The sequence below is a fragment of the Halorubrum sp. PV6 genome, from assembly GCF_003990725.2.
Classification (GTDB): Archaea; Halobacteriota; Halobacteria; order Halobacteriales; family Haloferacaceae; genus Halorubrum.
Genome location: NZ_CP030064.1, coordinates 1572100 through 1584601, shown reverse-complemented (window position 1 = coordinate 1584601; position 12502 = coordinate 1572100). Strand labels below are relative to the sequence as shown.

The 12502-nt window shown below is 68.0% G+C and carries 13 protein-coding genes and 2 tRNA genes; 6 read left to right on the top strand and 9 right to left on the bottom strand.

Annotated features, from left to right (window positions below; genetic code table 11):
* Positions 1 to 16 precede the first annotated feature (16 nt).
* Positions 17 to 1138, bottom strand: a complete 1122-nt coding sequence (locus tag DOS48_RS21680; protein WP_127117715.1) for a Xaa-Pro peptidase family protein — start codon at positions 1136 to 1138, stop codon at positions 17 to 19.
* A 169-nt stretch (positions 1139 to 1307) separates the two neighbouring features.
* Between DOS48_RS21680 and DOS48_RS21675 the strand changes: the two genes are divergently transcribed.
* The 3 genes from DOS48_RS21675 to DOS48_RS21665 all read left to right on the top strand — a co-directional run bounded on the left by DOS48_RS21675 (position 1308) and on the right by DOS48_RS21665 (position 2446).
* Positions 1308 to 1382: transfer RNA gene (locus DOS48_RS21675), tRNA-Val, on the top strand.
* Positions 1383 to 1498: 116 nt separating this feature from the next.
* Positions 1499 to 1840, top strand: coding sequence for a 4a-hydroxytetrahydrobiopterin dehydratase (locus tag DOS48_RS21670; RefSeq protein ID WP_127117714.1), 342 nt, complete (start codon positions 1499 to 1501; stop codon positions 1838 to 1840).
* 123 nt (positions 1841 to 1963) lie between these two features.
* Positions 1964 to 2446: a hypothetical protein gene (locus DOS48_RS21665; RefSeq protein ID WP_127117713.1), complete on the top strand. Its 483-nt coding sequence runs from the start codon at positions 1964 to 1966 to the stop codon at positions 2444 to 2446.
* Between the two features lie 30 nt (positions 2447 to 2476).
* Here the strand turns inward: DOS48_RS21665 and DOS48_RS21660 are convergent, their stop codons facing one another.
* From DOS48_RS21660 to DOS48_RS21640, 5 genes are all read right to left on the bottom strand, one after another.
* Complete coding sequence (locus DOS48_RS21660; protein ID WP_127117712.1) at positions 2477 to 3385, bottom strand: ATPase; 909 nt, start codon at positions 3383 to 3385, stop codon at positions 2477 to 2479.
* Positions 3382 to 3693 (bottom strand): DUF5827 family protein, encoded by a 312-nt coding sequence (locus DOS48_RS21655; RefSeq protein ID WP_127117711.1) that lies wholly within the window; start codon positions 3691 to 3693, stop codon positions 3382 to 3384. The genes DOS48_RS21660 and DOS48_RS21655 overlap by 4 nt, the downstream gene beginning before the upstream one ends.
* 138 nt (positions 3694 to 3831) lie before the next feature.
* The gene (sod, locus tag DOS48_RS21650; protein ID WP_127117710.1) at positions 3832 to 4431 is read right to left on the bottom strand and encodes a superoxide dismutase; all 600 of its coding nucleotides are present in this window, start codon (positions 4429 to 4431) and stop codon (positions 3832 to 3834) included.
* A gap of 259 nt (positions 4432 to 4690) precedes the next feature.
* Positions 4691 to 4774, bottom strand: a tRNA-Ser gene (locus tag DOS48_RS21645).
* 26 nt (positions 4775 to 4800) lie between these two features.
* Positions 4801 to 5331 carry a hypothetical protein gene (locus DOS48_RS21640; protein WP_127117709.1) on the bottom strand — a complete coding sequence of 177 codons (531 nt, stop codon included), beginning with the start codon at positions 5329 to 5331 and terminating at the stop codon, positions 4801 to 4803.
* Positions 5332 to 5470: 139 nt separating this feature from the next.
* On the opposite strand from DOS48_RS21640, the gene DOS48_RS21635 reads away from it, so the two are divergent.
* Positions 5471 to 6103 carry an undecaprenyl diphosphate synthase family protein gene (locus DOS48_RS21635; protein WP_127117708.1) on the top strand — a complete coding sequence of 211 codons (633 nt, stop codon included), beginning with the start codon at positions 5471 to 5473 and terminating at the stop codon, positions 6101 to 6103.
* Between the two features lie 8 nt (positions 6104 to 6111).
* Here DOS48_RS21635 and DOS48_RS21630 read toward each other — a convergent pair whose 3' ends face one another.
* Both DOS48_RS21630 and DOS48_RS21625 read right to left on the bottom strand, forming a co-directional pair.
* Positions 6112 to 7278, bottom strand: coding sequence for an inorganic phosphate transporter (locus DOS48_RS21630; protein WP_127117707.1), 1167 nt, complete (start codon positions 7276 to 7278; stop codon positions 6112 to 6114).
* A gap of 108 nt (positions 7279 to 7386) precedes the next feature.
* Positions 7387 to 8565 carry an inorganic phosphate transporter gene (locus DOS48_RS21625; protein ID WP_127117706.1) on the bottom strand — a complete coding sequence of 393 codons (1179 nt, stop codon included), beginning with the start codon at positions 8563 to 8565 and terminating at the stop codon, positions 7387 to 7389.
* A gap of 102 nt (positions 8566 to 8667) precedes the next feature.
* Between DOS48_RS21625 and larC the strand changes: the two genes are divergently transcribed.
* Positions 8668 to 10119 carry a nickel pincer cofactor biosynthesis protein LarC gene (larC, locus tag DOS48_RS21620; protein WP_127117705.1) on the top strand — a complete coding sequence of 484 codons (1452 nt, stop codon included), beginning with the start codon at positions 8668 to 8670 and terminating at the stop codon, positions 10117 to 10119.
* A 19-nt stretch (positions 10120 to 10138) separates the two neighbouring features.
* On the opposite strand, the gene DOS48_RS21615 is transcribed toward larC, so the two are convergent.
* On the bottom strand, positions 10139 to 10450 hold the full coding sequence (locus DOS48_RS21615; RefSeq protein ID WP_127118872.1) for a hypothetical protein: 312 nt from the start codon (positions 10448 to 10450) through the stop codon (positions 10139 to 10141).
* 524 nt (positions 10451 to 10974) lie between these two features.
* Here DOS48_RS21615 and aspS point away from each other — a divergent pair.
* A complete protein-coding gene (gene aspS / locus DOS48_RS21610) occupies positions 10975 to 12279 on the top strand; it encodes an aspartate--tRNA(Asn) ligase (RefSeq protein WP_127117704.1) in 1305 nt (434 codons plus the stop codon).
* Positions 12280 to 12502: the final 223 nt, after the last annotated feature.

The following is a 12502-nucleotide window of genomic DNA, read 5'->3' as shown; positions in this document are numbered from 1 at the left end:
GCACCGAGTCACGCGCTCACCGGATGACCGGCGCGGACAGCGCTCGCGGCGCCGTCTCGATGCCGCCGACGTCGACCGGCTCGACCTCGTGTGTCGGCCACTGTCCCGTCTTCGTCAGCGTCTCGGTTCGGTCGGGCGCCACGAGGTGCGTGTCCTCGCTTTTGGTCCCTCGGACGGTCGGGTTCCACGCGTAGCCCATCGGCCACCGGACCGCCTCGTCGCCGTCCGGGTGCGCGAACCACTCGCGGCCCGCGAACCCGGCCGCGCCGCCCTGGTGGTGTTCGCGCCACTCGCCGTCGAAGCCGACCGCGTCGTACGCCGCGCGGATAGCGTCGAACACGTCGCCGGCGGTGTCGGCGTCGGCGGAGTCGGTCAGGTCGCCCGCCGCAGCCGCCTCGGTCGCGGCGAGCGCGGTGGCCTCGACGCGGGCGGCCGCGCGGTGTCGCTCCTCGAACCAGTCCGGTGCGTCGAACGCGACGGTCCGCGTGAGCGAGGCGTACAGCCCCGCCCGCTCGGCGGTGACGGAGACGAGCGCGTAGTCGCCGAGGGATGCGTCGGTCGGAGTGTAGTGGCGGTACTTCCGGGCGCGCTCCGCGCCGCCGACCAACACGACCGGCGTGTCGACGTCGCGGGACGAAAGCGAGATGTCGATGCCGGCCGCGACCTCGTACTCCGGGTCCTCGGGTTCGAGGTTGCGGCAGACGGTCTCGACCGCGGCGGCGGCCTCGCGACCGAGTTCGCGGTAGCGTTCGATGTCGTCGTCGGTCAGCGGCTGTCGGAGTCGACTCCCGTCGACGCGCTCGAACCCCGGCACGCCGAAGTCGGCGGCCGCGGGCGCTGGAGACCGCTCGGCGACGGCGTCGGCCAGCGAGTTCGTGTGCCACGGCGTCGATTCGACGGCGACGGCCTCGGGGAGTTCCTCGTCGGCGAGCCGCTCCGCCTCGATGTTGTCGGTGATCACCTGGAGCGTGCCGTCGTAGCCGGCGGCGGCGATCCCAATGTCCGCGTCGGCGTCGACGACGTTGTCTCCGCCGGTGAGCCACGCGAACCCGTTCGGCTTGGCGAACCAGACCGCTTCGAGCCCGCGCTCGTCGAGGTACGCGTCGAGCCTCTCGGTGCGGGCGGCGAGATCGACCATACGGAAAAACTCTCGCCGAGCCAGTAAAACCGGTCGGAAGCGTTCGCCTCGTCCGGCCGGCGGGCTCGCGGGGCGCGGAATCGACCGACTGCACCCCCGTGCGGGCGACCGAAACGAAAGGTTCAATTACGTCCCCCGGAAACAAAGAGTTGCGTCAGTAAGCCCCTGCGGGTTGGTAGTCTAGTCCGGTTATGACACCTCCTTGACATGGAGGAGGCCGGCAGTTCAAATCTGCCCCAACCCACTTCTTTCCGCTACACTACCATTCTAGTGAGACCGTGTCATCCAGCACGGAGCCGCGTTCGCGTTCCGTTCGCTCTCCACACAAGGTACAAGCCGCTCGTCGCCTAACGGTCCTGTATGTCACTCGCTGACGAACCGGTCGAACACGCCGACGAGGGAGCCGACCCGCTGACCGCCACCGAGTACGCCGAGTACCTCGACGCACTCGGCCCCGCGTGGGAAGTCGTCGACGACCACCACCTCGAAGCCACCTACGAGTTCGACGACTTCGCGGGCGCGTTAGCGTTCACGAACGAGGTTGGCGAGCTCGCCGAGGCCGAGTGGCACCACCCCGACATCCACCTCTCGTGGGGCGAGGTCGGCGTCGAGATGTGGAGCCACGACATCGACGGCCTTCACAAGTCCGACTTCGTGATGGCGGCGCGGATGGACCGGTGCTACGACGCGAGCGACGACTGAGTCGCGGGCCGCAAGCGGCCGAAACCGCGTCGCAGTCTGACGATTTCGCGATTCGTCGACGCCGGCGCTGGCCGGAGTGGACTAACGAACGGCTTTAAACCCCTCCCGACGGAAGAGGTGATAATGAGCGCGAACGTCTTCTTGGTCCCGATTGACCCGGAGAACTTCGATCGAACGGTCCGGTCCGCAGTCGACCTCACCGAGTACGACGACCGTCCGGACCCCCTCGCCGACTTAGACGAGGCCCGACTGTGGGCCGTAAGCGACGACAGCGGGAACGGCTCGACGTTCGAGCGGATGGGCGAGGGCGACCTCGTGCTCTTCTACCACGACGGCGAGTACCTCGCGACCGGCCGCATCGGGACGACCTTCGAAGACGAGTCCCGGTGGGTAAGCAGCACCTTCTGGACGGCGTTCCCGACGACGCGCGTGTACACCGTCACCGACTTCACGGCCGTCTCCGCGCCCAAGCGCGCGGTCAACGCCATCTTCGACTACTCGAAGTCGTACACGCCCGGGTTCATGCGCGTCGCCGACAGTCGCGTGAACGCCGAGCTGTCCTCCATCGAGTCGGCCATCGACCACTACTCGAAGCGGAACGCCTGAACGGGCCGCCTGCGACGGCCACCGGTTTTCTCACGAGAGTACGTTGAAAAACGCCGTGTAGGCCTCGTCGTACCGGTCTGCGACGCGTCCCGGATCGCCGCGCTCGTCGCCGGACAGCGCCGGGAGGGCCGCGGTCGCCAGCGGGTCGATCATCTCCGTGACGGTGCCGGTGTGTTCCTCCAGCGCGCCCTCGCGGGGGCTCCCGGACGCCACCGCGCGCGCCTTGGCGTATCGGTCGCCCGCGTATAGCCGCACCCTGCCGGGGTCGACGACCGCCACTGCGGCGGGTTCGACGGGGCCGTCGTTCGAGAGCGGGCTCGCGATGTCGGCGTACGACTCGACGACGACCGGGACATCGGTCTCCGCGACGCGGTCCGTGAGGCGGTCGAACGCCGGCAGGTAGTCGGCCGCCATCTCGTCGTTGAACGCCGCCACGTCGTCGACGCGGGTCGCCGTCCCGAGCGGGAGCCGGTCGGTGAGCCCCTCGGGCAGGAGGCCCGCCGACTCGGCCGCCCCGTTGACGACGAACCGGACCCCGTCTTCTGTCGTCACTCGGTCGCAGAGGAACGTCCGGTCCGTGTCGCCGAGCATCCCGGTCCGGTCGGGCGTCGGCCGCCAGAGCCGGTGGACGGGGTTGATCCCTTCGGGAGTGATCGCTTCGGGGCGGTCGCGACCGCCGGCCCCTGCGAGCGGTCGCGTGCTCGCGGCCGCGAGGCGTCTCGCGTCTTTCCCGTAGAGCCGCCCAGCGTCGCTCGCGATCCGGTAGTCGTCGTGGTCGTACCAGTAGTCGTTGCCGGCGCGGGGTTTGACGCCCACCGCGTCGCCCGCGCGATCGGCGAGCGCCGACACCAGCCCGGTCGAGAACGTGGTCTTGCCGGCGTCGACGCGGGCGCCGCCGGCGACGAGGACCACCGGCGCGTCGGATCGCGCTCGACTCACGCTGCGTCGTGCGAGTCGCCGTCGGTGTCGCCCTCGACCGCGTGGGGCGCGACGCCGTAGTAGCCGGGACCGTCCTCCGCGAGCGGCTCCGCGATCACGAGGTCGTCGGCGTGGGTCATCACCCACGGGATCGCCCAGTCGATCAGCACCGCCTCGGTGTCGGGGTCGATCTCCGCGTCCGGCTCCAATTCCTGTAGCAACCGCGCAATCTCCGGGACCGTGTACATCTGGTCCGGCGCGAACAGTTCCGCTGGCTCGTAGAAGTCACAGGGGTACGTCGCGTCGAAGGCCGACTTCGGTTCGGGCATGGGCGGCGGTACGGCGGCGGCTCCGTAAACGCTGCCGATACGGTTGCGTGTGGCCACCTCTCGCGGGTGCTGCGGCTCTCGATGTGTGTGGTCGAAAAAATATCGGGGTTCGACGCGCGGCGCGTCCGAGCGAACGCGTTACTCGAAGAGTTCGACGGCCTGTTCGTAGCGGGTCGCGGGCTCGTTCCAGTCGACGACCTCGAAGAAGTTGTCGACGAACTCGCCGCGGGCCGGGCCGTAGTCGTGGTAGTAGGAGTGTTCCCACACGTCCAGCGCGAGGATTGGGTGGCCGCCCCAGATTGCGCCCTGGTCGTGTTTGTCGACCACGACGTTGCGCAGTTGGTTCGAGAACGTGTCGTACACGAGCAGCGCCCAGCCGCTCGCCGCGGAGGCCGCCGCTTCGAACTCGCCTTTCCACGCCTCGTAGGAGCCGAAGTCCTCCTCGATTCGGTCGGCGAGGTCACCGGAGGGTTCGTCGCCGCCCTCCGGGCTCATGTTCTGCCAGAACAGGTCGTGGAGGATGTGCCCCGACGAGTTGTGGGTCACGTTCCGGATCGCACCGCTCGACGAGGAGAAGTCGTGTTCCTCGCGGTTCGCTTCGAGCGTCTCCTCGGCCGCGTTCCAGCCGTTTACGTACCCCTGATGGTGGGTGTCGTGGTGCCATTCGAGCACCTGCTCGGAGATGTGCGGTTCCAGCGCGTCGTACTCGTACGGGAGCGGATCGAGTTCGTAGCTCATCTTTGTATCACCTGTACGTATTGTGTGCCGGAAACCTGTTAAAGATAATGCGCCACGCGGTACCACGCGTCACCCATACTGGGGACGATCGGAACCGACGAGTCGAACGCGCTTGGCTCACCCTGCGGGCAAAATCGGATCCGACCGGCGCACGACGGGACCACCGATTTTTGGTAAAAACGTAACTGAAATACGTTTCGCAAAGCGTCTCGATCGGGGGTCGGGACCTGCGACTCGTTCACAAGATGTCAGATGAAGACGGTGGGACTGGGATTTGAACCCAGGAAGCCGTGAGGCTACCGGTTTTCAAGACCGGCGCAATGGGCCGCTCTGCCATCCCACCACACCCGAATCGTTGGGAGGGTCCGACTAATGGGTGTCGGTGTCGCGTTCATCGGCCCCGCGGAGCCGATAGTGGATCGCGAACACGAGGAGCGCGGCCGCCACCGGCGGGACGACGCCCGAGAGCCGCGGGAGCCCGTACACGGCGGCTATCACCGCGGACTCGGTCGGCTCGCGGAGCTCCGCCGGCGCGGAGATGACCATGCCGAGGTACAGCGAGAACAGGAACAGGAACCCGCCGTACGCGAGGTACCTGTCGTACCCCACCTGCACGGGGTCGCCGCGCCGGTGTCGCCGCGCGACGAAAAGCAGGGGGGCCAAGAGCGGTGCGACCGCGGCGAAGCCGGCGATCACGTACAGCGACCGCGAGAACAGGAACGTCCCGCCCTGCACGTTGGCGGTCTCGGCCATCCAGACGACGAGCGCGAGGGTGACGACCGTCGCGATGAGCGCGGCCGAGAGCGCTCCGATCACGCCGTACACGCGCATGGTCCACGAGTCGGTCTCGCGGATCGCGTAGGGGATCGCCCCGAACACCCCACGGTAGCTGTCTGCCATCGAATCTGCTAGGGGAGACGGCGAATTAAACCCCTCGTCCGCGGTCGATGCGGCGCCGAGCGTGCGGGCCCGACGCGTCGGTTAGACGGTCGACGCCGGCGGACGCTGGTTTTTATACCGCTCGCGGCGACCGACCGGTGTGGGACTGTACGACGCGTACCTCGCCGTTCGCCACCGCCTCCACGACAGCGACCCGCCCGATCACGTCGCGCTCGTCATCACCGAGCGCGACCTCCTCGCCGACGGCGCGTTCGATACCCTCTCGGACGCGCTCGGTTGGGCGGTCGAGTACGGGGCCACGCGAGTCACGGTCTCCGTGTCGGTCCTCGACGCCGCCGTCGTCCCGACGCTCGTCCGCGAGTTGCGGCAGATCGACGCCCCCCGTCCGTTCGCGGTTCACGGCCCGGACGACGCGGCACGGGGCGACACCGATGACACCTCGGCGACCGACGTTCCGATCCGGATCACGGTCGGACTCGGCGGGAAAGCGGAGTTCGCGGCCGCGGTTCGCGAGATCGCCGCCGACGTGGACGCGGGCGCCCTCGATCCGGAGTCGATCGACGCGGCCGACATCTCGGATCGCCTCGTCTTCCCCGAGGAGCCGGACCTCGTGATCAAAACGGGCGCGGAACGGCTCTCCGACTTCGCCATCTGGCAGTCGGTGTACGCCGAACTCTACTTCACCGACGTGAACTGGCGGGACTTCAGGAAGCGCGATTATCTCCGAGCCGTCCTCGATTTTCAGGACCGACAACGGCGGTTCGGGCGGTAGGCGGGCGCTTACCAGACGAACCGGAACAGGAGGGTGAACGTCACCAGCGCACCCACCGTCGAGAGGATCGGAACCACGTTCTGCATCAACACGACCCGTGCGCTCGTGGTCGGATTGAACAGATCCGACGCGGAGGGGATGTCTGACGGGTCGCCCTCGCCGATCGGCCCCGTCTCGTCCGCCTTCAGCGCGCCGACGGAGACCGTCGGCTCCTTCTCGCCTTTGAGGCCCTGTTTGACCGTCACGGTCCGCGTTGCGCGCCCCCAGCCGAGGCCGACGATCGACATCGTCGCGATGATGACGAACGACGCCGGGATCCCCACCGCCGAGAGGCTGATGACGATCCCGGAGGAGACGCAGGCGACGACGATGGCCGCGGTCAGGGGGAGGTCGGTGATGTCGTTGCCGAGCGTGTCGAGCGTCCGGCGCGCGATCGTGAACGCGCCGACAGCGACGGCGGCGCTCCCGAGGAGGATCATCGGCGTCATCTCCACGTTATCGAGCGCGACGAGGGGGGCGATCGCGTTCGCGATGTTCGAGGTCCCGGACGAGAAGGCCATCAGACAGCCGATCGCGATGACGACGATCCCGCCGACGAGTTCGCGCCGCGTCGTGTCCGGGCCGAGGACCGGCTTCGGGACGGTCCCCGAGCGGTCGAACTCGAACAGCGCGCCGTCGGTGCTCTCTATCGCCACCCACCTGTCGATCGCGGGGTAGAAGTACCGGCCGACGACGCCGGAGACCCAAAAGCCGATGATCGGGGCGACGATCCACCAGATCGCGATTTCACCCATCACGGCCCGGTCGAGCGTGCCCGTCGCGAGCCCGAGCCCGGCGATGGCGCCGACGGCCGTCATCGACGTCGACGCCGGCACGCCGGCGAAGTTGCCGACGAACAGCGCGCCGCCGATGAAAAAGAGGACGACGATGCTCGTCTCCAGCGTGAACACGGTGCCGCCGGTGACCAGATCCTCGCCGAGCGTCGTCACGACGCGCTGGCCGAGCGTCCCCGCGCCGATGAAAAAGAAGACGGACATCAGCGCGGCGGCGCCGGACTTCGAGAGCACGTCCGCACCGACAGCGGGCCCGAACGCCGGCCCGGTCGTCGCACCGCCGATGTTGTACCCGACGAACGACGCGACCACGAACCCGACGATGAGCAAGGTCTCGACCATACACGGCGTACGACGGGACACGGCTGGTTAAACGACCGGTCTTGACGCGCTCCGTCGTCCAGAGAACGATCCCCAGAATCGGCCGGCTCGGTTCCTCGGTGGCTCCCGTCAGGCGACCCCCGGAACGAGGGTGAAGAACCCGTACGCCAACAGCGTCGACACCGACGGACCGATGATCCACATCGAGATGTACTTCATGATGGCGCGGGGGTTAAACAGGTCTCCCGCGTCGAGCACCTCCTGAGGCTCTTCCTCGCCGATCGGCGTGGCCGGTTTGCCGGCCGTGTTTTCCGCCGTAATCGCCCCAGGGACGATCTCCGACTCGCCCGTGTGCCGAGTGACGACGTCCCGGACGGTGACCGGGCGGGTCGCGCGACCCCAGCCGATCCCGACGATCGTCATCACCGTCGCCATCACGAGGCTGATCGGGATCCCGATAGACGAGAGGATCGTCGTGATCGTCGACGCCGTGAGCATCACGAACAGCGCTGCGAGCAGGGGAATGTCGCTCAACTCGCCGCCGACGGACTCGATGGTGCGGCGACCGATGGTGAACCCCCCGACGCCGATCGCGACCGTGGCGAGGACGATCGCGGTGTCGTCCGGGAGTCCTCCGACGCCGCTGACGAGCGGCGCGGCCGCGTTCGGGACGTTGCTCGCGCCGGCGCTGAACGACATGTAACAGCCGATGACCATCACGATCGCCGTGCTGATCACCTCAGACCAGGTCGTGTTCGGGCCGAACGCCGGCCTGGGGAGCCCCTCGTCCCGGTCGAGGATGAGGAGCGGACCGTCCGACTTCTCGATTTTGACCCGCTGGTTGACCGCCGGGTAGATGTAGCGGCCGGTGACGCCGCCGATCCAGAATCCGATGACCGGCGTCACGATCCACCACGAGATGATCCCGGAGATGGTCTGGTAGTTGAGCGTGTTCGTCGCCAGGCCGAGGCCGGCTATCGCACCCACGGTCGTCATCGACGTGGGGACGGGCACCCCGAAGATGTTGGCGACGAGGATCCCGAATCCGATGAAAAAGAGGACGGCCACGCCGGCCGAGAGCGTGAGTTCGGTCGTGATGATCCCCTCGCTCAACGTGTCCATCACGTTTCGTCCCACGGTCCAGCCGCCGAGGAAGACGAAGAACGTCATCAGCCCGGCCGCGGTCGTCTTCTTGATGATGTCGGCGCCCACCGGCGGGCCCCACGCGATTCCCGTCGACGATCCCCCGATGTTGAAGCCGACGAACAGGGACGCAACGACGCCGATCGCCAGCACGGTCTCTACCATTGCGTATCGCTACTTGGATCGCCGCAAAATAAGTAGCGTAATGGCTGCGGAACGCGGGGCGGATACCGGAGGTATTTGTTCCGCCCTTGCCTCCGATCAGCCATGCGAACGCTCGTTTTCGACGGTCGGACCGGCGCCGCCGGCGACATGATCTGCGCGGCGCTGATCGCGGCCGGCGCCGACCCCGACGTCCTCTCTGTCGTGACCGACCGACTCCCCGTCCGGTACGACATCGGGGAGACGGAGCGAAACGGGATCCGGGCGACGACCGTCGACGTGCTTCTCGACGGCGACGACGAAAGAGAGGGTGGTGACGGTGCGGAACACAGCCACGAGGGTGGTGACGGTGCGGAACACGGCCACGAGGACGGTGACGCGCACGATAATAGCCATGATCACGCTCACGGCCACGACCACTCGCACGACGACGGTGACGCACACGACCACTCGCACGACGACGGTGACGCACACGGCCACGCCGATCACGCCGAAGGCGCCGGCGTCCACCGAAGCTACCCGGAGGTCGTCGCGCTCGTCGAGTCGATGGGCCTCCCCGAGTCCGTCGAGGCGGTCGCACTGGACGCCTTCGAACGGCTCGGGCGCGCGGAGGCGACGGTCCACGGCACCGACCTCGCGAAGACGCACTTCCACGAGGTCGGCGCCGACGACGCCATCGCCGACGTGGTCGGCGCGGCGCTGCTCCTCCACGACCTCGACCCGGACCGAGTCGTGACGACGCCGGTGGCGACCGGGGGCGGCGAGGTGGCGATGAGCCACGGCGTCTACCCGGTTCCCGCGCCGGCGACGACCGAGGTCGCTGCCGCGGCCGACTTTTCGGTTGTCGGCGGGCCGGTGGAGCGCGAACTGCTCACGCCGACCGGGGCCGCGATACTCGGCGCGGTCGCCGAGGGGGCCGACGCGATTCCGGACCTCTCGGTCGATTCGACGGGGTACGGGGCGGGCGACGCGTCGTTCGACCGCCACCCGAACGTCCTCCGCGTGCTCGTCGGTGAGGGGGGCGACGCGGCCGCTGCGGGCCACGACCGCCCTCACGCAGGCGCGACTCGCGGCGGCGGCGATCTGGTTCACGACGACATCGCCGTCCTCGAAACGAACCTCGACGACGCCGCGCCCGAGGTGCTCGGCGGGCTCCAGGCGACGCTCAAACGCGCCGGCGCACGGGACGTGACGATCGTCCCGACCACGATGAAGAAGTCGCGGCCGGGACACCTCGTGAAGGTGATCTGCAAGCCCGACGACGCCGAGGCGGTCGCGGCGCGGCTCGCCCGCGAGACGGGGACGCTGGGCGTCCGCCAGTCGGGTGCGAGCCACCGGTGGATCGCCGACCGCGAGTTCGAGACCGTCGCGCTCTCGCTCGACGGCGACGACCGCGAGGTGACCGTGAAAGTCGCCGCGACCGTCGACGGCGACATCTACGACGTGAGCGCGGAGTTCGACGACGCCGCCGCGGCCGCCGAGGCGACCGGCGTCCCGATACGGGACGTGGTCCGCCGGGCCGAGCAGGCTGTCTGGGACCGACTCGAAGCCGAGTAGGCCGAGGCGAAACTCGCCGTCAGCCCGGCGGTTCGACGCGCTCGACGCGCTCCGGTTCGACGCCGAACCCGTCCGCGAGGCGGTCGGCGACGGTCTCGGCTGCGCACTCGCCGGGCCGGTCGCCGTGGCGGAGCGAGAGGGTCGCGACCGCCTCGACCGTCGTGTCGTTGAGCCCCGGTTGGAGCCCGACGATCGACAGGTCGTCGACGGCGACCCCGTCGACGCGTTCCAACTGCGCGCGGGCGCCGGCGGCGAGGTCGCCGCTCGCGGTCTGTGAGACGCGAACGGTCATCCGCGCTTCGACGACGTGTGTGTGGATGGCTGCTGCCATGAGACCCTCGCCGCGAGTCGAACGCGGCGCGGACCGGTCCGCGGCCTCGAACGTCAGCCCGCCGTCTGCGGACTCGACGCTCGCGAGGGTGGTGGTCACGCCCGCCGACGGGCGACACAGCGACGGCTGGAGAAGTCGGGGTGTGGTCCGTCCCGCGGGGAACTCCCCAGCCGACGCGCGTCAGGCGGTCGGGCGGACGGACCGTGTCTCCGGAATCCCGTCGCCGCCCCAGCCGAGGGAGTCGCCGCTGACGAGCGCGGCGGACACCGAGGCGGTGGCACGGAAGCGGGTCATACGTGAATTCCGGCGGCGCAACGCGCCGTCGTTCCCTCGATATGTCGGGGAGTTATTAAATCTATGGCGGCAGTGTGTCTCGGTAACAAACAGCATACAAATAGCCGCAGACGCCGACGGGCGGTGACCGCGAATCCCGCGCAGATGACCCACATCGCCCGGTTCCGGCGACGGCGAGACGACAGGCCTATGATGAACGCCCGACCAGTTGCGCGTAAGCAGTCACCGTTATGATCGAGCGAATCCACACGTCGGCCGTCGAACCGGACGCGGACGAGGTCGCCATCGCCGGCCACGTCCACGAAATCCGCGACCTGGGAGGTCTCGTCTTCCTCATCGTGCGCGACCGCGAGGGGCTCATCCAGATCGTATTTAAAGAAGAGCGCGAACCGGACCTGTTCGAGGCCGTCCAAGACGTGGGCGCGGAGGACGTGGTCCGCGTCGTCGGCGAGCCGCTCGAAAGCGATCAGGCGCCCGGCGGCGTCGAAATCGCGCCGACCGAGTACGAGGTCATCGACGAGGCCGACTCCCCGCTCCCGCTTGAGATATCGAAGGACATCGAAGTCGATCTCTCGACCCGGCTCGACAACCGCGCGCTCGACCTGCGCAAGCCGGAGACGCTCGCCGTGTTCACGCTCCGCTCGGAGCTGATGACGGCGATGGAGGAGTGGTTCGACGACGAGGGGTTCGTCGACATCAAGACGCCGCTCATCTCGAAGGGCGGCGCCGAGGGCGGCGCGGAGCTGTTCCCGATCCTCTACTACAACAAGGACGCGTTCCTCTCGCAGAGCCCGCAGCTGTACAAGCAGATGCTGATGGCCTCCGGCTACGAGGCGGTGTACGAGACCGGCACCGCGTTCCGCGCGGAGGACTTCGCGACCTCGCGACACGTCTCCGAAATCGCGATGTTCGACGTCGAACTCGCGTACATCGACGACCACGACGACGTGATGGACGTCCAAGAGGAGTCGCTGCGGTACGCGCTCGAAGCGGTCGCCGAGAACGCCGGGCGTGAGCTCGACCTGCTCGACGTCGACCTGGAAGTTCCCGAAGAGGACTTCCCGCGGATCACCTTCGACGAGGCGCTCGACATCTTAGAGACCGAGTTCGGGCACTTCCCGGACGACCCGACCGACCTCGACACGAAGGGCGAGAAACTCCTCGGCGAACACTTCGAAGAGCAGGGCCACCCCGCGTTCTTCGTCGTCGGCTACCCCGACGAGAAGTTCTACTACATGCAGGACGTCGAGGGCGACGACATCGCCTCTCGGAAGTTCGACCTCATTTATAAGGGTCAGGAGCTCTCCTCCGGCGGCCAGCGTGAACACAACGTCGAGCGCATGGTCGAGGTCATGGAGGCGGAGGGCGTCGAGACGGCCAACTTCGAGTTCTACATCGAGGCGCTCAGCTACGGCACCCCGCCCCACGGCGGCTACGGGCTGGGCATCGACCGGCTCGTCCAGCAGGTCGCCGGGCTCGACAACATCAAAGAGGCGATCATGTTCCCGCGCGACCCGAACCGGCTGGAGCCGTAAGCGGAGCCACCGACACGGAGCGACGTTCGGATCGAACACCCCTCGAAGGGGGCCGCAAGAACTGCGCCGCGGAGTCCGCGGGCGCGGTCGCGCCGGCGTCGTCCCATCGGCTTCTTTTATCAGTTCCTCCGTTGAACGGCCGAAACGTTCGATCCGCCCCGCTGCTTGCGATTAAGCCGCGTTAAATCGGCCACAAATCGGCTAAACGGCGTTGGGCTTTAAT